The organism is Streptomyces sp. A1136 (genome assembly GCF_004795055.1).
In the GTDB taxonomy this organism is placed as follows: domain Bacteria; phylum Actinomycetota; class Actinomycetes; order Streptomycetales; family Streptomycetaceae; genus Streptomyces.
The window spans coordinates 40,284-66,757 of the sequence record NZ_SSBJ01000027.1 but is presented as its reverse complement, the minus strand read 5'-3'; the positions used below and the strand labels follow the sequence as shown (position 1 = coordinate 66,757).

26 protein-coding genes and 1 pseudogene are annotated in these 26,474 nt (G+C 70.0%); 10 read left to right on the top strand and 17 right to left on the bottom strand.

The features are described 5' to 3' along the window. Positions 1-334 precede the first annotated feature (334 nt). Entirely contained in the window at positions 335-619 is a 285-nt protein-coding gene (locus tag E6R62_RS24900) for a hypothetical protein (RefSeq protein WP_136215755.1), read from the top strand. A gap of 219 nt (positions 620-838) precedes the next feature. Here E6R62_RS24900 and E6R62_RS24895 read toward each other — a convergent pair whose 3' ends face one another. The 3 genes from E6R62_RS24895 to E6R62_RS24885 all read right to left on the bottom strand — a co-directional run bounded on the left by E6R62_RS24895 (position 839) and on the right by E6R62_RS24885 (position 3,347). After that, positions 839-1,243, bottom strand: coding sequence for a TraR/DksA C4-type zinc finger protein (locus E6R62_RS24895; protein ID WP_136215754.1), 405 nt, complete (start codon positions 1,241-1,243; stop codon positions 839-841). Between the two features lie 498 nt (positions 1,244-1,741). Continuing rightward, positions 1,742-1,885: a hypothetical protein gene (locus E6R62_RS39745; protein WP_168714164.1), complete on the bottom strand. Its 144-nt coding sequence runs from the start codon at positions 1,883-1,885 to the stop codon at positions 1,742-1,744. 331 nt (positions 1,886-2,216) lie between these two features. Then, positions 2,217-3,347 carry an NADH:flavin oxidoreductase gene (locus tag E6R62_RS24885; protein ID WP_136215752.1) on the bottom strand — a complete coding sequence of 377 codons (1,131 nt, stop codon included), beginning with the start codon at positions 3,345-3,347 and terminating at the stop codon, positions 2,217-2,219. A gap of 216 nt (positions 3,348-3,563) precedes the next feature. Here E6R62_RS24885 and E6R62_RS24880 point away from each other — a divergent pair, with 216 nt between their 5' ends. Next, entirely contained in the window at positions 3,564-4,067 is a 504-nt protein-coding gene (locus E6R62_RS24880; protein ID WP_240801875.1) for a MarR family winged helix-turn-helix transcriptional regulator, read from the top strand. Between the two features lie 233 nt (positions 4,068-4,300). Here E6R62_RS24880 and E6R62_RS24875 read toward each other — a convergent pair whose 3' ends face one another. Next, a complete protein-coding gene (locus E6R62_RS24875; protein ID WP_136215751.1) occupies positions 4,301-4,630 on the bottom strand; it encodes a hypothetical protein in 330 nt (109 codons plus the stop codon). Positions 4,631-5,120: 490 nt separating this feature from the next. Then, the gene (locus E6R62_RS24870) at positions 5,121-5,510 is read right to left on the bottom strand and encodes a TetR family transcriptional regulator C-terminal domain-containing protein (protein ID WP_136215750.1); all 390 of its coding nucleotides are present in this window, start codon (positions 5,508-5,510) and stop codon (positions 5,121-5,123) included. Positions 5,511-5,558: 48 nt separating this feature from the next. Between E6R62_RS24870 and E6R62_RS24865 the strand changes: the two genes are divergently transcribed. After that, positions 5,559-6,713 carry an amidohydrolase gene (locus E6R62_RS24865; protein WP_276615649.1) on the top strand — a complete coding sequence of 385 codons (1,155 nt, stop codon included), beginning with the start codon at positions 5,559-5,561 and terminating at the stop codon, positions 6,711-6,713. 224 nt (positions 6,714-6,937) lie between these two features. Further along, positions 6,938-7,294: a hypothetical protein gene (locus E6R62_RS24860; protein ID WP_136215749.1), complete on the top strand. Its 357-nt coding sequence runs from the start codon at positions 6,938-6,940 to the stop codon at positions 7,292-7,294. Between the two features lie 739 nt (positions 7,295-8,033). On the opposite strand, the gene E6R62_RS24855 is transcribed toward E6R62_RS24860, so the two are convergent. From E6R62_RS24855 to E6R62_RS24835, 5 genes are all read right to left on the bottom strand, one after another. After that, positions 8,034-8,252, bottom strand: a complete 219-nt coding sequence (locus E6R62_RS24855; protein WP_136215748.1) for a hypothetical protein — start codon at positions 8,250-8,252, stop codon at positions 8,034-8,036. A 161-nt stretch (positions 8,253-8,413) separates the two neighbouring features. Continuing rightward, positions 8,414-8,839, bottom strand: coding sequence for an ATP-binding protein (locus E6R62_RS24850; protein ID WP_136215747.1), 426 nt, complete (start codon positions 8,837-8,839; stop codon positions 8,414-8,416). A gap of 176 nt (positions 8,840-9,015) precedes the next feature. Next, positions 9,016-9,675: a fasciclin domain-containing protein gene (locus E6R62_RS24845; protein WP_136215746.1), complete on the bottom strand. Its 660-nt coding sequence runs from the start codon at positions 9,673-9,675 to the stop codon at positions 9,016-9,018. Positions 9,676-9,768: 93 nt separating this feature from the next. After that, positions 9,769-11,352, bottom strand: a complete 1,584-nt coding sequence (locus tag E6R62_RS24840) for a molybdopterin-dependent oxidoreductase (RefSeq protein ID WP_136215745.1) — start codon at positions 11,350-11,352, stop codon at positions 9,769-9,771. A 274-nt stretch (positions 11,353-11,626) separates the two neighbouring features. Then, the gene (locus E6R62_RS24835) at positions 11,627-11,866 is read right to left on the bottom strand and encodes a chaplin (protein ID WP_136215744.1); all 240 of its coding nucleotides are present in this window, start codon (positions 11,864-11,866) and stop codon (positions 11,627-11,629) included. A 410-nt stretch (positions 11,867-12,276) separates the two neighbouring features. Between E6R62_RS24835 and E6R62_RS24830 the strand changes: the two genes are divergently transcribed. Next, on the top strand, positions 12,277-13,026 hold the full coding sequence (locus tag E6R62_RS24830; RefSeq protein ID WP_136215743.1) for an anti-sigma factor: 750 nt from the start codon (positions 12,277-12,279) through the stop codon (positions 13,024-13,026). Positions 13,027-13,098: 72 nt separating this feature from the next. On the opposite strand, the pseudogene E6R62_RS41065 reads toward E6R62_RS24830, so the two are convergent. The 3 genes and pseudogenes from E6R62_RS41065 to E6R62_RS24815 all read right to left on the bottom strand — a co-directional run. After that, positions 13,099-14,295 (bottom strand): annotated as a pseudogene (locus E6R62_RS41065) (MFS transporter); the annotation flags it as partial. A gap of 372 nt (positions 14,296-14,667) precedes the next feature. Then, on the bottom strand, positions 14,668-15,609 hold the full coding sequence (locus E6R62_RS24820) for a RimK family alpha-L-glutamate ligase (protein WP_136215742.1): 942 nt from the start codon (positions 15,607-15,609) through the stop codon (positions 14,668-14,670). 907 nt (positions 15,610-16,516) lie between these two features. Continuing rightward, positions 16,517-17,107, bottom strand: a complete 591-nt coding sequence (locus tag E6R62_RS24815; RefSeq protein ID WP_136215741.1) for a hypothetical protein — start codon at positions 17,105-17,107, stop codon at positions 16,517-16,519. Positions 17,108-17,386: 279 nt separating this feature from the next. On the opposite strand from E6R62_RS24815, the gene E6R62_RS24810 reads away from it, so the two are divergent. Continuing rightward, entirely contained in the window at positions 17,387-17,680 is a 294-nt protein-coding gene (locus E6R62_RS24810; protein ID WP_136215740.1) for a YkvA family protein, read from the top strand. A 263-nt stretch (positions 17,681-17,943) separates the two neighbouring features. Here E6R62_RS24810 and E6R62_RS24805 read toward each other — a convergent pair whose 3' ends face one another. Further along, positions 17,944-19,062, bottom strand: a complete 1,119-nt coding sequence (locus E6R62_RS24805) for an alkene reductase (protein WP_136215739.1) — start codon at positions 19,060-19,062, stop codon at positions 17,944-17,946. An 84-nt stretch (positions 19,063-19,146) separates the two neighbouring features. On the opposite strand from E6R62_RS24805, the gene E6R62_RS24800 reads away from it, so the two are divergent. Continuing rightward, entirely contained in the window at positions 19,147-19,515 is a 369-nt protein-coding gene (locus E6R62_RS24800) for a MerR family transcriptional regulator (RefSeq protein ID WP_136215796.1), read from the top strand. 198 nt (positions 19,516-19,713) lie between these two features. Here E6R62_RS24800 and E6R62_RS24790 read toward each other — a convergent pair whose 3' ends face one another. After that, positions 19,714-20,349, bottom strand: coding sequence for a hypothetical protein (locus E6R62_RS24790; RefSeq protein WP_136215737.1), 636 nt, complete (start codon positions 20,347-20,349; stop codon positions 19,714-19,716). A 302-nt stretch (positions 20,350-20,651) separates the two neighbouring features. Further along, complete coding sequence (locus tag E6R62_RS24785; protein ID WP_136215795.1) at positions 20,652-21,446, bottom strand: VOC family protein; 795 nt, start codon at positions 21,444-21,446, stop codon at positions 20,652-20,654. Between the two features lie 410 nt (positions 21,447-21,856). On the opposite strand from E6R62_RS24785, the gene E6R62_RS24780 reads away from it, so the two are divergent. The 3 genes from E6R62_RS24780 (at position 21,857) to E6R62_RS24770 (ending at position 25,449) form a co-directional block, all read left to right on the top strand. Further along, the gene (locus E6R62_RS24780; RefSeq protein ID WP_136215736.1) at positions 21,857-22,375 is read left to right on the top strand and encodes a pyridoxamine 5'-phosphate oxidase family protein; all 519 of its coding nucleotides are present in this window, start codon (positions 21,857-21,859) and stop codon (positions 22,373-22,375) included. Beyond that, a complete protein-coding gene (locus E6R62_RS24775) occupies positions 22,360-23,469 on the top strand; it encodes a beta-lactamase family protein (protein ID WP_240801865.1) in 1,110 nt (369 codons plus the stop codon). Before E6R62_RS24780 ends, E6R62_RS24775 begins: the two co-directional genes overlap by 16 nt. Before the next feature lie 489 nt (positions 23,470-23,958). Further along, on the top strand, positions 23,959-25,449 hold the full coding sequence (locus E6R62_RS24770) for a hypothetical protein (protein ID WP_136215735.1): 1,491 nt from the start codon (positions 23,959-23,961) through the stop codon (positions 25,447-25,449). Positions 25,450-25,741: 292 nt separating this feature from the next. On the opposite strand, the gene E6R62_RS39740 is transcribed toward E6R62_RS24770, so the two are convergent. Beyond that, the gene (locus tag E6R62_RS39740; protein ID WP_168714163.1) at positions 25,742-26,143 is read right to left on the bottom strand and encodes a hypothetical protein; all 402 of its coding nucleotides are present in this window, start codon (positions 26,141-26,143) and stop codon (positions 25,742-25,744) included. Positions 26,144-26,474 lie beyond the last annotated feature (331 nt).

The following is a 26,474-nucleotide window of genomic DNA, read 5'->3' as shown; positions in this document are numbered from 1 at the left end:
AGGTCCTTCCTCAGAGTCGTTGATCAAGGTGATTGTGCGCAGCCGTGCATGGTTTCGGTATCGATGCCCGGCATGTGGACGTGGTGTGGATCAGGGCTTTCCGGTCACGTGGGGGTCCGCGTGGGGCGGGGAGTTCCTTGCCGGGGGTTTTGACCCGCCCTGTTCGGGTTGTCCGGGAATCTGCACGGAAGCCACCGTTCGCGTGACCGAGGGCGGCCCTTCCGGTGGTTGCCCGGCGCCTGGCGAGGCAACCAGGTACCGCGGGGGTACGAAACCGACGGAACGCCAACGCCAAGGCCGACGCCGACACCGAGAGCCGTTGAGGAGATCAACCATGTATGTAGCAGTCCGGCGATATGAAGGGGTGACCGATTCTGCCGAGGCGGGACGTCTCGTCAACGAGGGATTCCTGCCGCTCGTACGCGAGGTCCCCGGATTCGTGGCCTACTACTGGGTCGATGCCGGAGGCGGGGTGATGCTCTCGACCAGCATCTTCCAGGACCGTGCCGGCGCCGAGGAATCGATCGAGCGGGCGGCGCAATTCGTGCGCGACAACCTCGCTTCCCTCCTGCCTCGACCTCCCCAGGTCACAGCCGGCGAGGTCGTGGCCTCCGCGTAGCGATTTCCCTCGTCGAGGCGATCACCAACCCCGGCCACTGGGCTCTGGCGGAACTCCGGGAAGTCCTCCGCGTCCTCAGCGCTGCGGACGCCGAGCCGATGGACGGGGACCACATCGCCCACGCCGCCGCCGTCCGCACAGTCCGGGCCCTCACCCTCCGGCGCCATGCCGCCCATGCTCCGGCAGCACCGGCGCCCGGCCGCCGGACAGCGGCCGGCGTCACGCGGGGCGCGGCGCTCGGCGGGGGTTGGACTCGGCGCAGCGCACACAGGTGGTGGCAGCCGGACGGATCTCCAGGCGTTCGGGCGGAATGGTCCCGCCGCAGACTTCGCACCGTCCGTACTGTCCCAGTTCGAGTCGCTCCAGTGCTCGGTCCAGTTCTTTCAGGTGCTCGCTTGCCCGCGCCATCAGGGCGGCCACATGGGCTCGCTCGAAGGCGGTGCTGCCCCCCTCGGGGTCGTGCTCGTCGTCCACCGCGACCAAGGCGTTGGCCGCGACGATCCCGTCGAAATCACGGCTCAGCGCGGCCGCCCGCGCAAGGGTGTCGGCGCGGTCGGCCGCCAGACGCGCGCGTGCCGTCGCGACGGTCGACCCATCGTGTCCGTGCGGGGGTGTATCGGCCATACGGTGGGTAACGCCAGTCCCGGGGTCCGCGATTCCCCGGCCACCGGCACTGCGTTCCTCGGACCGAGCGCCCGCTCCTTCACAGGGTCGGCCCTCGCCTTTCGGCGCCCGGCTGCCGGTACGGCGCCGCGCTCGTACTCGACCTCGCCCCATCGGCCTTCGTTCGTGTTCGCTGGGTCGGTGACAGGGGCTTTGCGAGCCCTCGTGGGACAGTGTGACCGGCCCGGAAAGTCGCCGGTGGCAGCCGCCCTGTAGAGGGCGGCCTTCTCGGTGCTCCGGTGAAGACGACCGCCCAGGCCGAGACGGTCATCCGGCCTGATCCGAGTCGCGGCCGTCGTGATCAGGTAGTCGGCGAAGTGCTCGGTCAGCGGCTCGCCGGTGCGCGGTTCCAGGGCTGACCTGCTGCGCGCCGAGACCCGCGTCGTCGGATCCTGCGGACATGGTGAGTTGCCGATCAGCCCGCGCCCGGCGCCACCGGCGTTCCGGACAGGTGCCAGGTCACCGCGTCTCACAGGCGTGGCCGGCCAGGCTGTCGGCCGAGATCTCCAGACCGGTGGTGGTCCGGAGGGCCTCCTCCCAGGCCTGCAGTTCCCGAGGTGTCTTCAGCTCCACGAATCCGACCGCCTGGGTGCTGAACACCACCGGCGGAGCGGTGTTGGCGAAGTCTTCCGCACTGGCGTCGCATCCGGCCGGCGTGCGCCTCGTAGGCCCTTCAACGAGCGGCCGGTGCATGTGTGTTCGCGGCACACGATGCAGCGGCCGAAGGCCTTTCGGTCAACCATGAGCATGCATCGGGACCCGCTCCGGCGCGGATGGAATCCCATGCCGGTACCCGGGGCCGGCCGGGTTCGTCCGAAAGAGGATCCCGTACAGGGTGGAACGGAGCGCGAACGCCCCGTGACGTCGGCGGATTGACGTCGCGGGGCGTTCACGGACCGGCCGTCGGCTGCCGATAGGCCGAAGCGGCTACCGGCTACCGGCTGAGCGACTTGAGCGCCGCCGCGTCGTACGGCTTCAGCTCGTCGAAGCGGTCGCCGAGGACCTTCGCCGCCCACTGCGGGTCCTGGAGCAGCGCCCGGCCGACGGCGACCATGTCGAACTCGTCGCGTTCCATGCGGTCCAGGAGGTTGTCGATGTCACCGAGGGCCGCACCCTCGCCGGCGAAGGAGCGGATGAAGTCGCCGTCGAGGCCGACCGAGCCGACGGTGATGGTCGGCCGGCCCGTGAGCTTCTTGGTCCATCCCGCCAGGTTCAGGTCCGAGCCCTCGAACTCCGGAAGCCAGTAGCGTCGGGTGGACGCGTGGAACGCGTCGACGCCCGCCGCCGTCAGCGGGGCCAGGATCGCCTCCAGCTCCTCAGGGGTCTGCGCGAGCCTTGCGTCGTAGGCCTCCTGCTTCCATTGCGAGTAACGGAAGATCACCGGGAAGTCGGCCGAGACGCGCTCGCGGACCGCCGCGACGATCTCCGCGGCGAACTTCGTGCGGGCCACCGCGTCGCCGCCGTACGCGTCGGTGCGGCGGTTGGTCCGCTCCCACAGGAACTGGTCGAGCAGGTAGCCGTGGGCGCCGTGCAGTTCGATGCCGTCGAAGCCGATCCGCTCGGCGTCCGCGGCGGCGTCGGCGAACGCGCCGATGACGTCGTCGAGGTCGGCGCGGGTCATCGCCTTGCCGGTTCCCTCGGTTCCGTCGACGCGGATGCCGGAGGGGCCGACGGCGGGCGCGTCGGCGTACGGGGCCTCGCCCTGCTTGCGCACCATGCCTATGTGCCACAGCTGAGGCACGATCGTGCCGCCCGCCTCGTGTACGGCCGCGGCGACCTTCGCCCACCCCGCCAGCTGGTCCTCGCCGTGGAACCGCGGTACCCGGTCGCTCTGCCCGGCGGACTCGTGACCGACGTAGGTGCCCTCGGTGACGATCAAGCCGACACCCGCGGCGGCCCGGCTGGCGTAGTACGCCTGTACGTCCTCGCCCGGCACGCCCCCGGGGGAGAACATCCGCGTCATCGGGGCCATCGCGATGCGGTTGGGGACGGTCAGGCCGTTCAGCGTGACGGGCCGGGAAAGGATCTCGGCCGCTCGGGAGGCGGTGGTCGTGGTGACGGTCATGCGGGTCCTCCGGGTGAGGCTGTGGCTCGTCGGGGTGACAACCAGGAGTGCATAGTACACATACTATGTATCATGCATATGGCGCCCGGTTCTCGTGCGGCACCCTCCGTAGCCGGCCCCTTGGAGGTGTGCTGGTCCTCCGGTCCACTGGTCCGCGATAATGGAGCGCCGGAAGGAGCAGGAGGCGCAGTGCTGGAGAAACTGGAGCGGGAGCTGATGCTGCTCTCGCGGCACCAGGTGCTCGCCCGCCGCGAGCGCGACCCCGAACGCCTGGAGCGTTCGGCGTACCTGCTGCTCAGCCGGATCGACACCCAAGGTCCCATGTCCATAGGGCAACTGGCAGAGGCCTTCGGGCTCGATACCTCGACCGTGAACCGCCAGACGGCGGCATTGTTGCGCTGCGGATTGGCCGAGCGTGTCGCCGACCCGGACGGCGGCATGGCCCGCAAGCTGCGCATCACCGCCGAAGGCGCACGCCGGCTCGCCGGCGACCGTGAGGTCAACCGGTCCTGCCTGGCCCGGGTGGTCGCCGACTGGTCCCCTGAGGAGGTGCGGGAGCTGGAGGACGTCCTGGTCCGGCTCAACCGCAGCGCCGAGGCGCTCGAAGGGCGGTACTGGCCGCGCGCGGAGGAAGGTGATCCCCGGATCGCCTGCCGCCCGCCGGTTCCGCAGCCGTCCGTGGCACCCGCGCCGACGGAACCGGCGACTCCCACTCCGTAGGACCGTCGCCGGCCTGCCTGCGGCCCGCTCCGTGGGGACGCCCGCGCTTCAGGCGGCGCTCAGAGCCGACGAGCGGCCGCCCGGGGCTGACCCGCAGGACTTGCCCGACGTCGGTTCTGCGATGGGACCCTGCGAGGGCGATTGCTCCGGCGGTGGGTGGTCAGTACGTGGGTCATCGCCGGGATGGGTGACCTTCATTTTTCTCCGCTTGGCCCTCGGTCGTTCGTGAGGCCTCAGTGATGGACCGCTGTGCAGGCGACCGTGGTCTTGCCGTCTGCCGTCTTGACCACGTATTTGCTTCCGGCGAGACCGTCGATGTCGAACCTTCCCGACTTGTCGATCGGGACCGAGCCCGAGGTGGAGCCGGAGTAGGTCACCGTCGTGCCGGCAGGGAATCCCAGACCCCACACGTGGTACTTGCCGAGTGAGTCCACCTCGACGTTGCACGTCGCGGCTGCGGGGGCCGTGGTGGTCGAGGCATGGGCGCCGAGGGTGGGGCCCACCGCGAGAGCGGGGGCGAGCAAAAGCGTGAGTGCTGTAAGACGACGTGTCCGGTTCATCATTCAACCTGCCTTGGGCGCTGGGGGTGCGGCCGGTCAGGCGTGACGACTTCGAAGCCCGCAGGGCAGCGGTCGAGCCGCTACGCCGTACTGATGGCGGTTCAAGTCTAATATCCGGTTTGCCGCGCGGCATCTCACAGACGGTCTTGATGTCAGAGGGAGCCGTGCTCTCCCGGACCGTGGCGGCGGCCGGGGTGAGCTACGCCTGACGTCGGACCGAGTGTCGCATCGGCCTGCACGATCCCTCCGCCGCTGGTTGTGATCAGTCGTCAGTCGAGGCAGCCGCGCGCCACGTCGCGTGCTGAGGTCCGGCGCTGCGAAGGGGGTGTCGTCGTCCGGGAGTTCATGCCGCAGGGCCGCAGCGCCGCAGAGACGGGGCTTTGCTTGGTTCGGTCACCGGTAGGCGGTTGTCGGTGTCGCCTTCCGCGTGGCGAGGGTGTCGGGTGCCCGGGGGGTGGGTCCGAGGCCGAACGGGACGCTCCCTGACCGGCCTTCAGGCGTGCGGGATGAGACGGGTCGCCGCCGAGGTGGCGTGCTTCAGCGAGGCGGCGCGGTCGGCGCCGCGCTGTCCGAGCACCACTCGTGTGCTCAGTCCGTCCAGTAGCGCGAGCGGCTCCGACGCGTGAGCGGGCACGTCCAGGTCGGCGGCGAAACGTCCCTGGTCCACGCCTTTGGCGAGCAAGGTCTCCAGGTCCCGCTGCCAGCCGTCGTCCATTTCCTGCTGGGCGGCGCGCAGGTCCTCGTTGGAGGGGATGCGGGCCCACAGCTCGATCCACAGGGTCCACCGCGGATCGCGGGGACCGCGCGGCAGGTAGAGCTCCAGGAACAGCGCGAGCTTGCGGTGCGCGGTGACCCTGCGTTCCAGCAACCGGACTCTCTCCATGGCGAGTTGGTCTCGCTCCAACGCAGCGCGGCCGGCAGCAGCCGGTGCTTGCTGCCGAAGTTCGCGGCGGTCGACCCGGAGAGCGGCGAACCCACGGGCTTCGTCAAGGACTTCGTCACTAAGGGACTCTCCCGTGACGGCCACCGGGCACTGCGCGAACTCGGGGTGCCATGGGCCTCGCCGGACCGGCAGTACGGTCGGCTGGTCAAGAGCCTGGACGACACGATCGGCTTCGGCATCACCACCGTGGTGGAACCGCAGAACTCCCTGGACGACCTGGAACTGTACGAGCGGGCCCGCGCCGAGGGCCGGCTGCGTTCGCGGACAGTGGCGGCGCTGTTCCACCCGCGCGGCACCACCGAGGAGGAACTCGACGCGTTCGCGGCGGCGGCCCGGAGGTACGCGGGGGACCGGCTGCGGGTGGGGCCGCTCAAGCTGTACATCGACGATGTGGTCGATCCGCGCACGGCCGCGCTGTTGGAGCCGTACACCGGCTGCGGTGCGCACCGGGGCGAGACCTTCTACCCGGCGGAGGAGTTCGCGGAGCTGCTGGCCCGGCTGGACGCGCGCGGGTTCCGGTGCTTCGTGCACGCCACGGGCGACCGGGGGATACGTACGGTCCTGGACGCCGTGGAGCACGCCCGTGCGGTGAACGGGCCGCGAGACGCCCGTCACCAGGTCGTGCACGTGGAATGCCTGGACCCGGCGGACGTGCCGCGCTTCGCCGGGCTCGGCGTGGTGGCGTGCGTGCAGCCGAGGCACTGCGCACCGGAGATCGCCGGGCCCGGCCAGGACTGGGCGGAGAACGTGGGCGAGGGCCGCTGGCACAAGGCCTGGCCGATGCGGAGCCCGCACGAGGCCGGCGCGGTGCTGGCGTTCTCGAGCGACTGGAACGTGGCCGAGATGGATCCGATGATCGGCATCTACACGGCGGTTACCCGCCGCCCGCTGGGCGGCGGCGAGCCGTGGCAGCCGGCCGAGACGGTGGACGTCGCGACGGCGGCGTACGGCTACACGATGGGCTCGGCGTACGCCAACTTCCCGCAGCACGAGCGGGGTTCGCTGACCGTGGGCAAGGCGGCCGACTTCGTGGTGCTGTCCCGGGACATCCTGGCCGTGGCCCCGGAACGCATCCCGGGCATGGTGGCCGAGACGGTGGTGGTGGCGAGCGGGGTGGTCCACCGGGCCGGCCGGACCTACTGATCGTCCCTGCTGTCCCACCAGAACCACGCAGGGGTGAACGCCGGGCGCAGGTGGCAGGCGTCGGACTCGGCGATCTGCTTGGAGTACGAAGAATCGATACACCGGCCACGCGCGAGTGACACCCCGCATCGGGGGGCCATTGCCAGGGGATGGACGAGCAGATCCGGCGGCTCGCAGGGTTCAACTTCGAGGAGCCGCCACATCTCAGATCGAAACGGGATTCCATGAAGCTTCGCCACGCGTCGGCCGCCGCATTCGGCGCTCTCGCACTCCTCCTCACGCAGTCGGCGCCCGCGCACGCCGCCACCGGTGACTTCTCCTACCGATTCGCAGGGCTCGACGGCACGCCGCAGTCGGCAGTCCTCCACGACCCTCGAAGTCCGGGCTGCGTCGTGCTCCCCGAGGTCGCGGACCCGGGATCCTCCGAGCCCGCCTTCGCCCCGCACAATGACACCGACGAGTGGGTGATGGTATTCACCGAGCCCGACTGCACCGGCGACTCCTGGACGCTGCGCCCGCACGGAAACCCCACCAGCGAACGCCTGACGCTGCGCTCGGTGTTCCTGACCGGTCGTCACTGAGGGTTGAGCAACGCGCGGACGGTGAGGTAGCCGGCTATCGGGCGCGGCGCGTAGTTCGGCTCGGGCCGGCGCCGCGCCGCCCCCTGTGGCTCTTGGCTCAGCCGCCCCGCGAACCACGCTGTCGTGCCACCGTGAGTACGACGCCCGGCCGGGGAGGCCGGCAGAGTCCGGTCACCCGGCTTCGGCAGAGCGTCCGGCTGGTGCCTCTCCCGGGGGCCTCAGCAGTGGCTCTCCGCGCCGGGGGGAGCCGCGAGGAAGCGTCCTGGGCTGACGGGGCGGACTTCAGCGGGGGTGTCGGCCCTGAGCGTCGCTTCGCCGGCTCCGAGGAGGACGAGGGGCAGCGAGAGGGCCGACCCCGACGGGGGCGGCGCGGCCCTTGAGCCCCGGCCACTGTTCGAAGTCGGCTGTGGGGGTCACGGTCCAGTGGACGAGCTCGGCCACCATCGGCACCATCGTCCGGTGGGCGTGGTGCAGGTCCGGTTCGGCCCATCGGGGAGCCGTAATCCAGGCTCGGTCGACCGCCGTCGGCGTGCGCCGGTGCGTCTCGTGCTTCTCCGTGGCCCGGCGGCGGGAGAACTCGGCCCACCGGCACTGCGCGCGTTCCGGCTGCGCTCCAGCGCCTCAAGAGCCGTCACCATGGCCTGCGGGTCCCGGCGCGTGTCTCCGAACAGGCGCAGGTAGGCATGGGCCCAGGTGACCGCGAACCGCTGTGGATGGCGTCGGAGCCAGTGCAGGCTTGTCATGAAAGCGCCGCGGGTGGTGCCGGAGCCCAGCAGGTGGACCGGTCCAGCACCTCGGGCAGTTCGTCGAGTGACAAGACGATCGCGACACCGGCTCGTTCGGCGTTCGCGCACCACTCGCCCATGTTCCCGGGCGCGGGCTTGCCGTCGGCCACGTCGCCCCGAACGAACAGGGCCTTCTCAGGCCTCAGAAGCGTCGGACAGTGCGCCACGTCCATCCATCCCGAACGACCCTGGTCACTGCCTTGGTCCGCTGCTGACCCCGACCGGAATGCCTTCGACTGGGACGAGGGCGAGGCGGCACGGTAGACGCCGGGCCGGCTATGCCGCCAGGACGTGCTTGACCCGGTAGTCGGCCTTCGCGGGCTTTGTGCCTGCGTCATTCTTCCGCGTCGCTTTGGGTACGGACCTCCGCCCAGACGGTGTGCGTGTGCGATCCGAGGACGTTTCCCCATGCGGCGCACAGGGCGTCGACCAGGTAGAGACCCCTCCCTCCCTCGGCGAGGCTGAAGGAGGGGTGAGACCAGTGAGCCCGGATGCGTGCGATGTCGAGGCCGGCTCCCGTGTCGCTGACTTCGACCCGAAGAAACATGTCCCCGTCGGTCGTGCGCCGGCTTCCCAGCCGAACCCGCACCGGCGGCTTGCCGTGGAGCAGAGCGTTGCTCACGAGTTCGGTGGCGATCAGCGCCAGGTCATCGGCGAGCGCTGCCGCACCCCAGAGGCTCAGCTGCCGTTCTATGGCGGCACGCAGCGCAGAACCGCGTTCACTTACCTCCGTTTGCAACGGTTGATGTGCGATGTTCATCAGCCCCGCCCGCGATGCGTTCTACTGAAGGGTCGTTGACGTCGGCGGCACGTGCTTTGAGGGGGACTGCCGCCTGGGCCGCATCAGTTGTGCGGCGACCGGCCGGGAAGGCGCGTCCCGGCGGAGCCGAACCCTGTCGGGCGGCCCCGCCGGGAGGGGACGTTCTGCCGGTACCGCTACTTCGGCATCAGGACGGTGTCGATGATGTACACGTTGGCGTTGGCGGTCTTGACGTTGCCGCAGACCACGTTCGCGCTGGCGTTGACCTTGTATGCGGTACCGGAACCACTGGTCGTGATCATGCCCTTCTGGAGGGTTTCGAAGGAGCCGTTCTCCAACTGCTTGGGCGCGAGCGGTTGCCCGACGACGTGGTAGGTGAGGATCTTCGTCAGGGTGGCCTTGTCGGCGAGGACCTTGTCCAGGTCGGCCTTCGGGATCTTCGCGAAGGCGTCGTTGGTCGGCGCGAACACGGTGATGTCCTTGGCGTTGTTGAGCGTGTCCACCAGCCCGGCCTTCTTGACGGCCGTGACGAGGGTGGACAGCGCCGGGTTGTTCGAGGCCGCGGTGGCCACCGGGTCCTTGGCCATCCCGTCGAAGGAACCCGCGCCTTCCTTGGGCACGCCGGCGCAGGCGGGGCCGAAGGGGGCATCGGCCGTGGACGTGTCACCGCTCTGGGAGGGCGCCTGGTTGGCCGCGCCGTTGGAGGTGTCCGCGGAGGCGGCCGACGCGGCGTTGTCCTTGCCGTCGTCGGAGGAGCAGGCCGCAAGCGAGAACGGCAGGATGGTCGCGGCGGCCACGGCGATCGCGATACGACGGAACTTCAGGGTGCGGCTCATGATGGTCTTTCTCCTTGAGGTGTGCCGCGTCAGGTGGGCGGCGGTTCGGGGGTTGGGAGTCCAGGGGGTCAGGAGGTTCAGGGGGGCAGGGGGTCAGGTGACGGTGGCGAACACGTTGTGCCAGCCGGCGGCGCCGTCGGGGATGGTCCGGGTGCGCTGTTCGGTCTGGGTCTGTCCGGTGCCGTCGGTAGCGCGGACGGTGATGGTGTGTCCGCCGGGGAGGGCGTTCCAGGGGGAGGACCACTGGCGCCAGGTGTCGGTGGAGGCCTGCGGGGCAAGGTCGGCGTCCTTCCAGGGGCCGTCGTCGACGCGGACCTCGACGCGGGTGATGCCGCGGTGCTGAGCCCAGGCGACGCCGGCGACCTGCACCGTTCCCGGGCTCAGCCGGGCGAACGGCTTGGGGGTGTCGATGCGGGCCTGGGTCTTGACGGGGGCGCGGCGCGCCCACGCGCGTTTGACCCAGTAGGGGTCGTACGCGTCGAAGGTGGTCAGTTCGAGATCGGTGATCCACTTGCAGGCGGAGACGTAGCCGTACAGGCCGGGGACGAGCATGCGGACGGGGAAACCGTGGTCGAAGGGGAGTGGTCCTCCGTTCATGCCGAGGGCGAGCATCGCGTCGCGGCCGTCCATGACGTCCTCTACGGGAGAGCCGAGGGTCATGCCGTCGACGGAACGGGCGACCAGCTGATCCGCCTTCCCTCCCCGGGAGGGCGGTCGGACGCCGGCCTCGCGCAGGAGGTCCGCGAGAGGGACGCCAAGCCAGCGGGCGGTGCCGACATAGGGGCCACCGACCTCGTTGGAGACGCACGTCAAGGTGATGTCCCGCTCGATGAGGGGACGGGCGAGCAACTCCGCGAAATTGTGGACGCGGGTTCGTACGCCTTTGCCGTGGATCCGCAGTTGCCAGGTGCCGGCGTCGACCTTCGGTACCTCCAGGGCGGTGTCGACGCGGTAGAAGTCCTTGACGGGCGTGGTGAAGGAGCTGATCCCCGCCACGGGGAGCTGGACACCTTTGGGCAGGGCCGGTGCGGGGGAGGCAGGCGCGGGCAGGCGCACCGCCTGGCGGGACGCGGCGGCTCCCCTCCCGTGCCGGCCGTTCAACGCCCGGCCCAGGGCTCCGGCACCGACGGCTGCCACCGCCGTGGCGGTGGAGACCGCGAGGAACCCCCGCCGGTTGAAGCCCGCCGTCGCGCTCTCACTCGCCGGTCGGGCGCCGACGCGGGAGGCCTTGCCGGCCAGCAGGTACAGGACGGCGGCGCCCACCACCGCGCCGACGAGGGAGGGCAGGGCGTCGGCCGGGCCGGCGGTGTCGGGGCGGTTCAGGGCCGCGACCGCGCCCGCTACACCGAACAGCAGGACCCCCGCCGAGGCGGCCCGTCGGTAACGCAGGGCTGCCAGTCCCAAGACGGCGGCGAGCAGGGTGAGGGCGATGACGATGCCGAGCTGGAGCACCGTCTTGTCGTTCTCGCCGAAGGTGCGGATCGCGAAGTCCTTCACCGGGGCGGGCGTGAGGTCGATCGCGGCCGAACCGACGGCGTTGACCGGCCCGGCTTGAGGCCGTGTGAGGGCAGCGACCGGCTCGGCGACCGCCAGCGCGGTCAGAGCGGACAGCAGCCCGGACACGATCCCGGCAGTCGGGCGGGCGATTCGATCGCGGAGGTTGCTCACACCCGGCATTCGGCGCCGGACGGGTGCCGGATGGGTCCGGATGGGCGACTCATTCGATCAGATGAAGATCGACCCGGCTGTTGACGACGTCGGGTGGGGTCGCCATGAGTGGGTGCGGGTGGCGGCGTCGACTGCCGTCACCCGCACCCTGCCCCGATTCATCTCGGATCTCCGGCACATCAATGACAGGTCATGAACGTGTCGCACACCGAGCGGATCGAGGTCGTCCGGGCCGCCGCCACCCCGTTACCGGCGGCGGCCCGAAGTCCCGATGTGCCCGCGGTCAGGCGTTGACGCAGGTGTTGCCGAAGGACGGGTTGAGCAGACCGATCACGCTCACACTGTTGCCGCACGCGTTGATCGGAATGTGGATCGGGATCTGGATGAGGTTGCCGGAGCCCACTCCGGGCGAGTACGCGGCCACCCCTTGAGCTCCCGCGTCGGCCATGGCGACGGACGCCCCGCCGACCACGGCCACTCCTGCGGCCAACGCGATCGCGGTGCTCTTGAACAGACCGGTCACAACTGCCTCCACAAACGGTGTGCGCACCGGATCACATGGCGCGTCCGGTGCTGCCCGGACGTTCCGGGCCTTGCACGCCCCTATTCGCCCCAAATCCCCGTACGGCTGGGCCGATGTCGGTGGGTTCACCCGGAAGGCGTACCCGGGCGGGGCAGGGATGTGACGGCGGCGCCCATCCGTACGCGTGTCCGCTACGAAGAGAGCATGAGACGCCCTCCCGAATCTCGTGGCCGGACCGCCCACAGCGCCGTCCGGCCACCGCGCCGACGAAGGACAGCCGTGCGATGGACATCCCGCCCATGGACATCACGTCCAGGCCCTACCTGCGCCTGGTGGCCACAAGCGGCGACCATCAAGACACGCATGCGCGACGGGCTGATCCGACCGCGCGACTGCATGGGGGTGACCGTATGAAACAGCACCACGACGACCTGCACGCCCTCGCCGCCGCCTACGCCCTCGACGCCCTCGACCCGGCCGACCGTAAGGCGTTCACCGCGCACCTCGCCGGTTGCGCGGCGTGCCGGAGAGAGGTCGCGGAGTTCCAGGCCACGACCGCCCGTATGGCCGCCGCCACCGCCCGGACTCCGCCCCCGGCACTCAAGCCGCAGGTCATGGCGGCCATCGAGACCGTGCGGCAACTCCCGCCCCGCGTCACCCCCACCGCCTCCGTCAACTGGAGGGGCGTACTACGGCGTCACGCCGGCACGATCGCGGTGGCAGCCGGCCTGACCGCTGCCGCCACATTCGCCGGCGTGGCCGCCTGGCAGCACCAGGAGAACGTTGAAGCCGGACGCCGCGCCACGCAGAGCGAACAGCGACTGGACGAGATGAACTCGGTCCTGTCCAGCCCGGACGCCCGCACCGTCCACGCACGTGCCGGCAACGGCGCCGCCACCTCGGTGGTCTCCTCGCGACGGCTGGACAAGACCGTCTTCACCGCCGCCGGGCTCCCCGCCCCGGGGACGGGCAAGACCTACCAACTATGGCTCGACCACAACGGCACCATGCGTCCCGCCGGGCTCCTGCCCCACGACGGCGCCGTGCTCCTCACCGGCGACACCGCCGGAGCCCGCGCGGTCGGCCTCACCTTGGAACCCGCCGGCGGATCCGCCCGCCCCACCACCCCGCCCTTGGTCCTGCTTCCGCTGCCCGCCTGAAGACCGTGCCGTCGTTCCGCGGTGGTTCAGCGTCTCGTCGCTGTCCGGTGGCATGGAGGGGGCCGTCGAGGGGCGCTTCGGCCGAAGCCGGTGTGCGGTGACGGCCACGGCGGCCAGTGCGGAGGCGAGGCCGCCGGCTGCGAGACCGGCGCGGGGGTGGACCGTGCTGCAGATCCAGCCGATCAGGGGTGCGGTGAGCGGCGTGGTGCCGAGGGAGGCGAGGGTGTACAGGCTCATGATGCGGCCGCGTATGGCATCGTCCGCGCCGAGCTGCAGTTGGGACTTGGCGGCCGTCATGAACAGCATCAGCACGGCGCCTGTTGGTACCAGCATGAGCAGGAAGGCCGCGTGGCTGGGCATCCCGCTCGTGAGAACCTCCAGGACCCCGAAGCCGAATGCCGTGCCCGCGAGGTAGCCCCGACCCCAATGTCCCCTGCGGGCCGCCGCCACGGATCCGGTGACGGCACCGACGGCGAACGCGGTCGAGCCGAGTCCGAACACGCCGGGCGGGGTGTGGAAGACATCTCGTGCCATCAGAGCGGTGGTGATCTGGAAGTTCATGCCGAACCCGGCGACCACGCCGACCAGGACGAGTGGGGCGCCGAGGTCCGCGCGGGCTCTTACGTGGCGTAGCGCCTCCAGCACCTGCCCCTTGCGGCGGCGGCCCGGGCCGGAGTTCCGTCCCCGACTCGGGTGCCCGGGCTTCATTTGCAGCAGGGCGCCGAGAACGATGAGGTAGGAGAAGGAGTTGAGGAAGAAGGCGGGTGCGACACCGAGGCCCGCGATCAGGGGACCGGTCATGGCGGGTCCGGCGATCCGGGCGAGGTTGAACACCGCGGTGTCCAGGGCCACCGCGTTGGGCAGGTCCGCGGCGGGAACGGTCTGTGCGATGAAGGCTTGCAGGGCCGGTTTCTCGGCGACCAGGGTCAGTCCCATTGCCAACGCCACGCCGTAGACGGCCCCCAAACTCACCGTGCCGGTCAGGGCCAGCACTCCGGGGAGCAGGGAGACCAGGCACAGCACGGACTGGGTGACGAGCAGGATCCGCCGCTGTGGACAGCGGTCCGCCAGCGCCCCGCCCCAAGGCCCGAAGAGCAGCAGCGGGAGGAACTGGAGCGCCGTGATGATGCCGACGGCCGTGCCGTCACCATGGGACAGGTCAAGGACCAGCCAGGTCTGCGCGACCTTCTGTATCCACGTCCCGGTGTGGGAGGCGAGCTGGCCTGTGGTCAGCAGCCGGAACTCCCGGTGGCGCAGCGACCTGAGCACCCGTCGGTTGCCGGCGTCCCGCGCCGGGGGCCCGGCCCCCGGACGGGCGGTGTCCTCGTCAGGCGGTGTGTTCGGGCGCACGACCGTTTCCTCCTGCTGGGCTTCGTATCGAGCCGACTGACGTCCTCCGTAGTGCGGGCAGCCCGGAACGCCTCGCGGGGAGGGCGGTTGCGGTCGGCGAGGAGGAAGCCGGGGGGCAACCGACCTGTGCACAGGCGCCGTCCCCACCACCGTCCACGCACCCGGCCGCGGGGGTCAGGAAGGCGTGGAAAGCGTGTTGCCGGCCCATCGGGGGCCGGCGTCCCGAACAGGCCCGGGGCGCCGTCCCCTCCTGTCCCGGCACGTCGCGCACGCCCACGCTCACGCCGCGGATCATCCGATGACGCGAAGGCGGGCGTCGCAGGTTCGGGCGATGGCGGGGACGACCTGGTTCAAGTGTTCGCGCCATCCGACGTTGGCGTTCACCTCGCAGATGGTGAAGCTGCCGTCCGGCTCGAAGAGCAGGTCCACCCCCGCGACCCCCAGTCCCAGCACCTCTGCGGCCGCCACCGCGAGTGCCTCGCCGGCCGGATGCAGGCCGGTGCACACGGTGGCGGTCCCGCCCTGGGCCAGGTTGGACTTGAGCCCGCCGTCAGCGGCCACGCGGACCTGCGCCGCGACGGCCCGGCCGTCGACCACGACGACCCGTAGGTCCCGCCCGTGCGAGTACCGCACGTACTCCTGGAACAGGTAGGGCGCATCGTGGCTGAGGCTGCCCTGGATGTCGTGCAGCATCGCCGCGTCAGGGGCCAGGAAGACGCGCCGCCCGCGGTGGCCCCGCACCGACTTCACCACACACGGCTCGGGCACCCCTGCGCGCAGCACGTCCGTCATCGAGGCGTCGACGTAGCTCCGGGTATCGGGTACGGGAAGCCCGGCGACCGCGAGCTGTTGCAGGTGCCAGAACTTGTTCACGCATGCCAGTACCGCGTCGATCGGGTTGAGCAGCACCGTGCCCATGGCCTCAAGGTGCCGCAGCAGGGTGATCTCCCGGTCGGTCGAGAGCATGGGTGTGGACAGGCGCGCATAGGCCAGCGCCGGCGCCGCGAGAGGCACCCCCTGGAGGTCGTACAGCGTCAGGCGCCCGCCGGACACGCCCAGTACGAGGTCGCTGGTCCGCATCACCGTACTGCGGTCGCCCAGGACGTTGTCGAAACCCTCCACGAGTTCGGCGGTGATCCGGTCCTGGTCCAGGCCGCCGCCGAGGATCAGCCAGAAGGCGGCGGTGGCTCGGCAGTCAGGAAAGACTCTCGCCGGGACGTTGGTCACGGTCATCAAGGCGCTCCTCAGGACATCGACGGCTGGTTTCTGGCCGGCGGGCTTTGCCCATGCCGGGTGCACACCGTCACTGGCGCCCCCGGACACCGTGCCATCAACAGGGTGATGACAGTTCCACCATGTATCGGGAAATCCCACCAATGCGCCCAAATGTGGCGTGTTGTCTTTACTGCAACCGAACGGCGTGAGTCATCCCGGGGGTGTGGCCCGGTCGCATCGACGCGTTCACGGGTCACCGGCAGACCGACTTCTCCGGGGGTGAAGAGCGGCCGGGACCCTTCCGCCGACGGAGGTGCTCGCGCGACCGCGCGGGGTGCGGCCACAGGTGTGCACGGCTTTCGCTACGCGACAGCCGGAGCAAGGCTCGCCACCCGAAGTGGGTGGGTACTCAAGGACGGTCCGCGGGTCTATGCAGGACACCCCGTCGTGCAGTAGACCACCGAGGGGAGACGGGCCGGCCGTCATGGACCTGGCGCGCGCGATTCACCGCTCGGAGAGCCACCGAGGCTGCGCCGGACGCGGCTGAGTTCCTCCGCCGCGCCGGCCGGTCGCGAGCTGCCGCCGACTGGCGGAGGATGTGCGTCAAGGAGCCAGTCCATCCTGATGACATCGCACTCCGTCTTGCGTTCGACCGGTTCCGATCGCTGGTGGAGCCCGGCTCTCGCCACGTGCGAGAGCCGGGTATCCGGTCGGGAACGTGACATCAGCCGCATGCCCGAATGGCGGTGGTTCGGGCCCGCGGGTGGCGGCGCGGCTGACCCGAACACAGACGCGCCGGCTTCGCGGAGCCGCGTGAACTCCTTTTGCTGGGCGCGGGGCCGGCCATGGCCTGGGTGCGCAAGCCCGTGCGCATCGTGCCCGGGCGGAGGAAGCCGCCTTTTCCCGTGCGCCCGTTGGCGGGCGGTTAGTCGTCGATGTCGATGTGCATGTTGAAGCGGACCCCCGCGACCTTCACCAGCAGGTTCCCCTGCACCTTGCGTTTGGCCAGGGTGCCGCCGACATTCCCTTTGCCCAGGGCGGCCTTGTTCTGCGGCGGGAAGCTGTGGAACTCCGTGTAGATGCCGCCGGCAGCCAGCGCTGCCACCGCCTTCCACTCCTCGCGCAGCTCCTCGTACGCGGACGGGTCCATCGGGGAACCGCCCAGGCCCAGGTTGACGCGTTCACCGCCCACGTAAGCAGACCTACACTGCTTGAGAACGGTCACGGCCAGCGAATCCTTGAGGGAGTAATGGGTTGCCAGCCGGCCCAACAGGCCGGCGGCGTCGTTGTCGACCTTCTTCTGCCGTGCGTCGCGGGCACCGGCTTTGATCATCTCCGTGCGGTCGGTGTCGATGGTCTTGTACGCCTCGACGTAGCCCTTGTCCTTGGTCCGGGCGATCCTGATCGTCGTGGCCCACTCGTCGGGCGAGATCCACTCGGGGTCGAAGCCGGTCGATTCGCAGTAGTCCAGGAGGCTCTGGTTCGCTTCCTCGTCGTTCTCGGCGAACTTGGGCATGATGCGGTGTCCCCCTCCGTCGTGCTGACGGCTCCAACGTGCCACGTGGCCAAGGGGCTGTCATCCCGTTCCGCCGAGGTCGTGAAACGCGGCGTCCAGGGAGGTGAATGTGGTTACCGGCGACTGGTCGGTCCGGCGGGGGTTTGCGGAGCCGGCGCCGGTGGTCCCGCTTCGGGGCAACGCCGGCTGATCGTTCCGACTGGACGACATCGGCCCTGGCGGCCGCGCGGGCGGGGCAGGTGTGTGGCTGCGGGCGCTCGATCCGGGTATACGGCGGAAATGGATGGAAAGGTTTGGCTCACGTTGGCCGCGGTCGTCGCGGCCGGGCTGGCGCTCTATGCGGCCGTACTGCTCGTACGGGTCTTCAAGGCGCGACGCGTGCTGCTCGACGCCGGGGTCCCGCTGCGTGACAAGGCCTTGTTCTGGGTCGCGGTGCTCTACACGGTCTCGCCGGTGGACTTGATCCCCGATCCGGTGTACCTGGATGACATCGGTGTCCTGCTGCTGGCTCTGCGCTCTCTGCACGCGGCGGCGGCCCGGCTGCCCGCGTCCAGGGACACCACCCCTTCGTGAGCGGGCGGTCCGCGGGCTCCTCGGCCTGCGCGGGCGTGCCGTGATGCTGGACGGCATCCGGCCCATTGACCGCTTCCGGGGAGAGACCGGGGACCGGGTGGGCTGTGCGTGGCAGCGGGCCGCGCGTGAGGACGCACCAGGGGCGCGGGTACCGGCACGGTCGGTGCGGTGATACCGGAGTGGCACGTTGGACCGGCCTGCGCTGCGGCCGACTTTGCAAGCGGGGCGGCTCAGAGGTAGGGGAGCGGTCTACTACTGGCGTCCTATGCGACGGCGGTGGCCAGTGCCGGATAGTCGGTGTAGCCCTCCGGGCCGTGCACGTGCATCATCGACTCCGGGCGCAGCTCGTTGAGCCGCGCGCCCGTGCGCAGCCGCTCCACGAGGTCGGGGTTGGCGATGAAGCCCCGGCCGAGGGCGATGAGGTCGGCGCCTTCGCTCAGCAGCCGCTCGCCCCGTGCCGCGCCGGCGTCGGCGGCGACCTCCTCTCGGGAGAGCCGGGGGTTGGCGATCAGGGTGCCCGGCCAGGCCTTGCGGAGCGCCGCGAAGCCGGGCCGGTCCGGATCGGCGTACTCCACGTGCAGGTAGACCGGCTTCAGCTCCGTGAGGGCCGCGAGGAGCACCGGGTACAGCTCCTCGGTGTCGCGCTCTACCACGCCGTTGACCTCCACCCCGGGAGAGATCCGTACGCCGACCCGCTCGGGGCCGACGGCCTCGGCGACGGCCCGGACGACCTCGACGGTGAACCGGATCCGCCCCTCCGTCGAACCGCCCCACGCGTCGGTGCGGAGGTTGATGTTCGGTGCGAGGAACTGGTGGAGCAGGAGGCCGTTCGCGGAGTGCACCTCCACCCCTTCGAAGCCCGCAGCGATGGCATTGCGGGCGGCGTTCGCGAAGTCGGCGATGGTGGATCGGATGTCCCATTCGGTCATCGCGCGGGGTGTGACGGGCTCCTGGAGCCCCGTGGCGGTGTGCAGCGGCTCCGGGGGCGGGACCGCGGACGGCGCGAGCGGGAGGTGTCCGCTGGTGTCGGGGTGGCCGATCCGGCCGCCGTGCTGGAGCTGGAGGAACATCCGCCCGCCGGCGGCCCGTACGGCGTCGCCGACCCGGCGCCACCCGGCGGTCTGTGCCGGGGTGTGAATCCCCGGGATGCGCGGGTAGGTCTGCCCGACGGCGTTCGGCGTGGTGGCCTCGGCGATGATCAGGCCGGCCGAGGCGCGCTGTGCGTAGTAGGCGACCATCAGCTCGCCCGGAACCCCGTCGGCCGCGGCGCGATTGCGGGTCAGGGGAGCCATCACCAGGCGGTTGGGGAGGCCGAGGGGGCCCAGACGGGCGGGGGAGAAGAGTCGTGATCCGGCTGCGAAAGCCTGTCGTGTCTGCGTCATGGCGGTACGGTAGAACCTGACATCAGTGTCAGGTTCAAGGCCGAACGGCTCCGGAACGACTCCCGACTACCTCGCGAGGTGACCATGCGGATCGGCGAACTGGCGGCACGTACCGGGGTCGGTGAACGTTCGCTGCGCTACTACGAGCAGCAAGGCCTGCTGGTTTCCGACCGCACGCCCGGGGGGCACCGGGACTTCCCCGAGCGGGCCGTCGACCGGGTTATCCGCATCCAGGAGCTCTACGCGGCCGGGCTGAACAGTTCCCGGATCGGGCGGCTCCTGCCCTGCATGCGGGACGAGGACGGCGGCCCGTCGGTGCGAGCGACCCCGGCCCTGGTGGCCGAGCTGACCACCGAACGCGACCGGATCGACCGGATGATCGGCGACCTCGTTCGCTCCCGCGAGGTCCTGGACGAGGTCATCGAGGCGGCCTCGGGCCGACCCACGGCTTAGCGTCCCCGACCGTCCCCGTCCCCGTCCCCGTCCCTGTCCCCGTCCCTGTCCCCGTCCCTGTCCCCGTCTTCGCGTCCGCCCTGCCTGCGTGGCCACCGGAAGCCGTTGACGACGGCGCTGCCGGTCCCGGGTCCCGGGGACCGGCGTTCACGTCGGCCGCATGCTCGTCGGCCAGGCGTAGGGGCCCGTTGGTGCTGCTCAGATGCGCTGTGCGATCAGTCTCTTCCCGTCTGCCCCGAAGATCAGGATGTTCCTGGCGAAACCGTCCCGTCCGTGGTCCCCGTCCCACCACGCGACGAAGCTGTGGGCAAGCGCTTCGGATTCAGCCCTTCCTAACCCTGCCGGGTAGTCCGTGTACACCTCGATGTCGTAATCGAGTTCGGTGAGTTGGGCTGTTTCCAGCCTGCGGATGTGGTCGACCCGCTGGGCTTCGCCCTTGGTGCGAGCCCAGGTACGGAATTGCTCCAGCAGCCTCGAATCCGTGGTCCGCTTGGTCGCGGGACCGGTGGGCAACCGCGCAGGGGCGTTGGAGACGCCGTGGTGACAGCGGCGTACCCAGGAACCACGATCCATTTCGGCGCTGCTGCCGGCATCCAGGGCCCGGCGCGTACAGCCGCCCCATATGGTCTCGCGCACGGCCGCCCCCTTGCCCGAGGAGTCGTAGACGGCCTTGCCCGCGGTGTATCCGGCACGGTAGGCGGTCACGTACGCGGGTACGACCGATGAGCGGGGCCCGGGCGCCGTGCCGTCGGAGGGCTTGCCGCTGCCGCAAGCGACGAGGCCGACTATCGCGGCTACGGCGAAACCGACTACGCGGTCTGAGCGATGGTTCACTACTCCCCCTGGGTGCGGCTCCGTTCCCGATGGGATGTCCTCTCGGGCTCATGGATGGCACCGGTCGGACACGGCTTCTGCCCCTGGCCCGCCGCGCTCCGGCCCTGCCGAGCGAGGCGTCAGGGCAGCACCTGCCACCGCTTGACGGGCGACTGCCGCTACGCCGTCGAACAGGATGGGATGCCGAGAGCCCGGCGGAGCGAGGACCGTCCCAACACTGGCCAGTGCGTTGCCGTGGCGTGCCCTCCCGGCGCCGCATTCGCTCCGCGGGTGCGACGTCGGGAGGGGTTGACCGTCGACGGTCAGGCCCCCTGGGGAGCCGACGCGGTGATCACCGAGAAGGAGCCGCCCTGCGGGTCGGCGAGTACGGCCATCCGACCGGCCGCCATGTCGAAGGCCGGGGCGAGGACGCTGCCGCCGGCGCGGACGGTCGCGGCTTGGATCTCGTCGACGTCGTCGACGTGGAAGTACGGCTGCCAGTGCGGGGCGACGCCGGGCGGGAGTTGGGACAGGTCCATGATCCCGCCGACGGCGCGGTCGTCCACCTTGAACTCGATGTATCCCTCGGCGCCCGGCATTTCGGAGCGGGCCGTGGTGACGGGCAGAACGGAGGAGTAGAACGCGGCGGCGGCCGGAAGGTCGGCGGTGGTCAACTCGTTCCAGATCAGCGCACCGTGCTCGTTGACGATGCCCGCGCCGTCGAAGGTGCCGGGCTGCCAGAGGCCGACGACCGCACCCGTCGGGTCGGCGATGACGGCCATCCGGCCGAGGTCCATGACGTCCATCGGGCCCATCATGACCGTGCCGCCGGCGTCGGTGACGGACTTGAGGGTGCCGTCGATGTTGTCGGTGGACAGGTAGGTGGTCCAGACCGTGGGCGGCAGCGGGTCGGGGACGCTGCCGTCGGGGTTCATCGCCTTCATGATCCCGGCGACCGGCTTGCCCTTGAGCGTGCAGACGGAGTACCCGCCCTGCTCTGGGGGCCCGATCTCCCCCTGCCAGCCGAAGAGGTCACTGTAGAAGTCGATCGCGGCCTGCTGGTCAGGGACCATCAGGTCGATCCAGCAGGGGGTGCCGGGCTTATAGGGGCCGGTCATATCGGGCACAGATGCCTCCGGGGTGTTGCGCGGGGGATGGAGCGGCCGGTTCCTGCCCGGGTTCCGGGCCCTGGAAACGGCCCGTACAGGTGAACGCGAACGCGCTCCCCGCACCGCCGGTCGTAACAGCAAGGTCGCCAACCGCACCGGGTCACCCTCGCCGTCGCAGCCCCTTGAGTCCTGGGCGAGGGTGTCGGCGCTGATGGCCGTCGCAGGAGGCCGGTGGCCGGCGCCGGCCTTCACGCTCGGCGCACCGACTGCCGGGTGGTGATGCGTTTCTGGCGACTTCGGGTCTTCACTACGGGGTCGCATGCCTGTCGGGGCGCATGATGGTCCGTATCGCGTTCGTCTTTCGACCAGGCTCGGTTGGCTGGGCATGTCTATGCCTCAGGACCTAGGGATGTGACAGGTTGGCCGGAGAACCGGATGCTGTGCTGGGTCCGTACTCCTCCCCAGACGCGCACGCGACGCCGTGGGCTTCGGCCTTGGCCATCCTCGGTGAGGCGGAAGTGTTCTGGCTTTCCACGGTGAGGCCTGACGGGCGGCCGCACGTGACGCCGTTGTTGGCGGCCTGGAGTCTGGGCGGTCTGTGCTTCATCACCGGTGATCAGGAGCGCAAGGCGCGGAACCTCGATGAGAACCCCTATTGCGTGCTGACGACCGGCACCAACGCTTTGACCGGGGTGGACATCGTCCTGGAGGGTGTCGCAAACGTGGTGGATGAACCCTCCGGGCGTCAACAGGCCGTCGCGGACTTCGAGCGGAAGTACGGCACGCATCTGACCAGTCCCGAGGGTGCCTGGTATCGGTTGGGCGAGGCCGTCGTTGTCGGTGACGTAAGGCTGTATCGAGTCGCGCCCACGGTCGGATTCGCCTTCGGCAAGCTACCGAGCTCCAGCCAGACCCGCTACATGTGGCCGAGTCGGTGACCACGTTGTCGTCACTGCGTCAGAAGGTCCAGAGCGCCCTCGACGAACTGGTCGATACCGGGGCCGAATCTGGTTTGCAGGTTGCGGTATATCACCGTAGCGCTCTCGTGGTCGATGCCGTCGCCGGGTTTGCCGACAGCCTTACCGGGCGCAGAGCGCACTCGAATACCCTGTTCTTCAGCTTCTCCGCCGGCAAGGTCATGACATCGCTGATCGCCCACCTGCTCGTGAGGTCCGGTGCCATCGGATACGACACGCCGCTGGTGGACCTGTGGCCCGAGTTCGGCAGCCACGGCAAGGAAACGGCGACTCTTCGGCACGTGCTCACCCACTCGGTCGGAGTGCCGGCGATGCCCCGCTCCATCGGCCCCGAGGACCTGACTGACTGGTCGCGTGTCTGCACCGCCATCGCCGACGCCGAACCGCGGTGGCGGCCCGGGGCCGAGACGGGGTACCACGCCTTCACCTTCGGCTTTCTCGTCGGGGAGACCGCACGCCGCGTCACGGGCAAATCGATGCGCCAACTCCTGCACGAGTGGATCACCGTACCGCTGGACATCGAGAGTGACGTGTATTTCGGTGTGCCCCTCGACGACTTGGACATGCTCGCGCGACTCGAAGACGCCGTGCGTCCACAGACCGTCCCACCCGACGGCAGTGCCGTGCTCGCGCCCTGGGAACTCCGACCGACCGCGGCCATGGCTAACAGCCGCGACATCCTGCAAGCGGACATTCCGTCAGTCGGCACCTTCACCGCGCGTGGAATCGCCGCCGTGCAAGCCGCGGTCCTCGACGGTCGGCTCATCGATTCACACCAACTGGAGGAGTTGACGAGACTGGCCTTCGAGGGCACTGATCAGGTCTTCGGCAACCACGTGCGGTTGGCCCTGGGCTACCCGCTCGGCCGCGTCGGTGCCCCGCCGGGGGAAGCACCCACCACGTTCGGCTGGGCCGGTGGCGGCGGCAGCTACGTCTATGCCGACACCGCGACTGGTATCTCCTTCGCCATGACCAAAACCCGCCTCACCCAACATTTCAACGCCGCACAACGACTCGCAGACCTGATCACGGCCGCGATCGACGCAACTGCTTGAGGCGCGCAGCGAACCGGAGGTCGCCTGCCCCCGGTAGGCCGCCAAGGTTCGGACGGGGGCTTTGACGTCGCTTCATGCCATGAGGCGGCGGTGGTAGTTCATCACTGCGGCGATACCGACGAAGGGAGGTCTTCCCGAGTCACGGGTCGGTGTCCGCCGGCGGCCGGCCGGCCGCCGTGCCCGCCCGACTCCCCGCTACGGACGTAGCGCAGCCGGAGCACCTGCCGGGCCGTGCGGCTCCCGGATGCCGATGCCGACCGGGTGAAGACCCGGATGGGCCGCCGATCCCGGCGCTGTGAGGCCGAGGTGCCCGTGCGTCGGTCGCGGCTGGGAGAAACTCCTACCGGCGGGTCGCGCAGCGGATGCTGACCTGGCGGACTCCAGGGGCTCTCCGGTCGCACAGGAGAGTTGCCCGGATGCGACTTTGGTCGCACAGTGAACATGCCTCGGAATGCGACTTCGGTTGCACGCTATGGCTACCCGGGATCGATGTGGCAGCGTGCACCCGGCGCAGAGGATGGCCGGGTGACCGAAATCATCACGGGGCTGTACATGTCCCCCCTGGAGATCCTTGCCTTGTCGGGTGCCGTCGCGTTGGCGGTGGTGCGCTGGCTTCCCCCCGCCGCCCGCCGAGCCGTCGCCATCGCGGCGGGCTCGGAATTCGTGCTGTCCGCGATCGCGTTGAGCGTGCTGGGGATCCGCTGGCAGATGCTGCCGGTACTGGCAGGGGCGGCCTTCGCGTTGCCGTTCGCCGTCTCCCCTGTGCTGCGGCGCCGTTCCGCCCGGCCCGCGCGGCGGGCCCGCTGGTGGCTGGCGTTGCCGGGATCGGTGGTCTGCGTCGGCCTGATCGCCACGGGTCCGGTGGCCGCCTGGGCCTGTCCCGTACCCGTGTTCCCCGAGCCGACCGGCAACTTCGCGGTCGGCACCCGTGTGATGCAGTGGACCGATCGGAACCGCCCGGAGACCGCCACTCCCGAACCCGACGACCGCCGCACGGTCGTGGTCCAACTCTGGTACCCCGCAACGAAGAGCCCCGCCGAAGCTCAGCCGGCCCAGTACCTCGGCCGCACGCAGCAAGAGGCGCACACCGTCTCCGACGCTCTCGCGGGCTATGCCGGCCTCCCCGGCTTCCTGGTCGACGGTGTCCCGCGTGCCCACACGCATTCGGTCTTCGACGCCCCGGTGGCCGGCACGGGCGGGCGGTTCCCGGTCGTGTTGTTCTCTCCCGGTCTGGGCGGAGTGCGCACGCAGAACACCGCGTGGGCGGAAGAACTGGCGGGCAACGGCTATGTGGTCGCCGCCCTCGACCACCCCTACGATTCCGCAGCCGTCGTCCTCGCCGACGGCCGTACGAACAATACCCAGATCGCTTCCACCGGCGACGACGACGAAGACAACAAACGGGCCGCCGAAACGACGGGGATCCGGGCCGCGGACCTCAGCTTCGTCCTCACCGAGCTGGGCCGTCTGGACCGAGGTGAGATCCCGGGCCCGCTGACCGGACGTCTGGACACCGCCCGGGCCGCGGTGACCGGCCACTCCCTCGGTGGCGGCGCCGCCCTGCAAGCAGCCCGCCAAGACAGCCGGTTCACCACCGTCATCAACATGGACGGCTACCCCCGCGACCCCGATGTGCGCCCCTTTGGCCAGCCGGTGCTCGCGCTCACCCAAGCCATCGGCCCGACGACCGACCCGCGCTACATACCCCGCCTCACCGAGGTCCTGGGGCTCAGCACCGCGACGAGCTACCGGCTCACCATCCCCGGCGCCGCGCACCTGACTTTCACGGACGCTCCCCTGTACCTTCCGCCGGTGCCCTCGATAGTCGGCTCCCTGGGCCGCACCGAGAGCCCGCGCGTCGTCGCCGAAACCACTCTCGCCTTCCTGGACGCCACCCTGCGGCACAAGCCCGGTGACCTGTCCGGCACCCTGTCGGCGTACGGCGACCTCAGCGTCTACCGCCCGGGCAACAGCCGCTGAGCAGCTGCGCCGCGGTAGCCGGGCACCACCACGACTGACCACCGTCGTCATCGCCGCGGCAGCCGCGCTGCGGTCCGCGGCGAGGTGAATCTTGCTGGTCAGACCGCCCCGGCACCTGCCGAGTAAAGCCTCCTTCAGGCGGAGGTGCGTCGGTCCCGGATGCGTCGACGCCCGGCCTGTCCGGGCCGTTGTCACCCGCTCCCAGGCGGCCGGTTCGGCCCTCCAAGCGGACCAAGCGGCAGCTCATCGACGGTATCCGATGGCGGGTGCGTCTCCAGGTCCTCTTGAGGCATCAGTTCGTCTTGGTGACGTCCAGGCGGAAGTCCGGGCACGTGTCCGGGTCGGAGTTCTCGTACAGGACCGTCCTGGTGGAGTCCATGGCGACGGACAGACGGTCGACCGTGTCACCCGACATCCAGTCGTGTGGTTCGGTGAAGTGGAGGTGGACCAGGGGATGGTCCTCGGGACTGGAGGGGGTGTCGACGTCCCAGGTACCCGAGCCCTTGAAGGTAGCGCCCAGCTCCGCACGGTAGTAGTCGCCAGTGGGCCAGTTCTCCACCCTCAGGGTGCCACCGTTGGTGCCGGGGGTGAGCGAGAGCGTGAGACTGACACCTTCGGCGTCGTGTTTGCCTCGGTAGACACCGGCGAGCCTCCGGCCGGGATGCGTTCCGTCCAGGTGATCTCCGTCACTCATGTGGATCCCCCGTGGTGGTGCGCGTACGCTCAGCAGCCTAACGGGGTGTGCTGAGCCACTGGGAATGGCCCCAGGCCGAGCTGTGACGTGGATGGCCCAGGCGTCCTTCCCGAGCGCGAACGCGGCAGGCGGAGAGCCCGTGCTCCAACCGGCAATCCCCCCCGAAGGATTGCGATGTCGGTGCTTTACCAAACGGGAACCCAGCGGGCCTCGTGTTCTCGGATCTTGTACTCACGAGAGATCTTCACCGGACTTGATGTCACGGTTCACCGGCAATCCGCGACGGACGACGGCCCAGTCGCCAAGACGACCGCATTGCCTGCCCCCTTGC

Bases quoted from the DNA above. Each gene is read 5' to 3' on its own strand.
- E6R62_RS24900 (WP_136215755.1), top strand. From the start codon at position 335: ATGTATGTAGCAGTCCGGCGATATGAAGGGGTGACCGATTCTGCCGAG.
- E6R62_RS24895 (WP_136215754.1), bottom strand. From the start codon at position 1,243: ATGGCCGATACACCCCCGCACGGACACGATGGGTCGACCGTCGCGACG.
- E6R62_RS24885 (WP_136215752.1), bottom strand. From the start codon at position 3,347: ATGACCGTCACCACGACCACCGCCTCCCGAGCGGCCGAGATCCTTTCC.
- E6R62_RS24880 (WP_240801875.1), top strand. From the start codon at position 3,564: ATGCTGCTCTCGCGGCACCAGGTGCTCGCCCGCCGCGAGCGCGACCCC.
- E6R62_RS24875 (WP_136215751.1), bottom strand. From the start codon at position 4,630: ATGATGAACCGGACACGTCGTCTTACAGCACTCACGCTTTTGCTCGCC.
- E6R62_RS24870 (WP_136215750.1), bottom strand. From the start codon at position 5,510: ATGGAGAGAGTCCGGTTGCTGGAACGCAGGGTCACCGCGCACCGCAAG.
- E6R62_RS24860 (WP_136215749.1), top strand. From the start codon at position 6,938: ATGAAGCTTCGCCACGCGTCGGCCGCCGCATTCGGCGCTCTCGCACTC.
- E6R62_RS24855 (WP_136215748.1), bottom strand. From the start codon at position 8,252: ATGGACGTGGCGCACTGTCCGACGCTTCTGAGGCCTGAGAAGGCCCTG.
- E6R62_RS24850 (WP_136215747.1), bottom strand. From the start codon at position 8,839: ATGAACATCGCACATCAACCGTTGCAAACGGAGGTAAGTGAACGCGGT.
- E6R62_RS24845 (WP_136215746.1), bottom strand. From the start codon at position 9,675: ATGAGCCGCACCCTGAAGTTCCGTCGTATCGCGATCGCCGTGGCCGCC.
- E6R62_RS24840 (WP_136215745.1), bottom strand. From the start codon at position 11,352: ATGCCGGGTGTGAGCAACCTCCGCGATCGAATCGCCCGCCCGACTGCC.
- E6R62_RS24830 (WP_136215743.1), top strand. From the start codon at position 12,277: ATGAAACAGCACCACGACGACCTGCACGCCCTCGCCGCCGCCTACGCC.
- E6R62_RS24820 (WP_136215742.1), bottom strand. From the start codon at position 15,609: ATGACCGTGACCAACGTCCCGGCGAGAGTCTTTCCTGACTGCCGAGCC.
- E6R62_RS24815 (WP_136215741.1), bottom strand. From the start codon at position 17,107: ATGCCCAAGTTCGCCGAGAACGACGAGGAAGCGAACCAGAGCCTCCTG.
- E6R62_RS24810 (WP_136215740.1), top strand. From the start codon at position 17,387: ATGGATGGAAAGGTTTGGCTCACGTTGGCCGCGGTCGTCGCGGCCGGG.
- E6R62_RS24805 (WP_136215739.1), bottom strand. From the start codon at position 19,062: ATGACGCAGACACGACAGGCTTTCGCAGCCGGATCACGACTCTTCTCC.
- E6R62_RS24800 (WP_136215796.1), top strand. From the start codon at position 19,147: ATGCGGATCGGCGAACTGGCGGCACGTACCGGGGTCGGTGAACGTTCG.
- E6R62_RS24785 (WP_136215795.1), bottom strand. From the start codon at position 21,446: ATGACCGGCCCCTATAAGCCCGGCACCCCCTGCTGGATCGACCTGATG.
- E6R62_RS24770 (WP_136215735.1), top strand. From the start codon at position 23,959: ATGTGGCAGCGTGCACCCGGCGCAGAGGATGGCCGGGTGACCGAAATC.
- E6R62_RS39740 (WP_168714163.1), bottom strand. From the start codon at position 26,143: ATGAGTGACGGAGATCACCTGGACGGAACGCATCCCGGCCGGAGGCTC.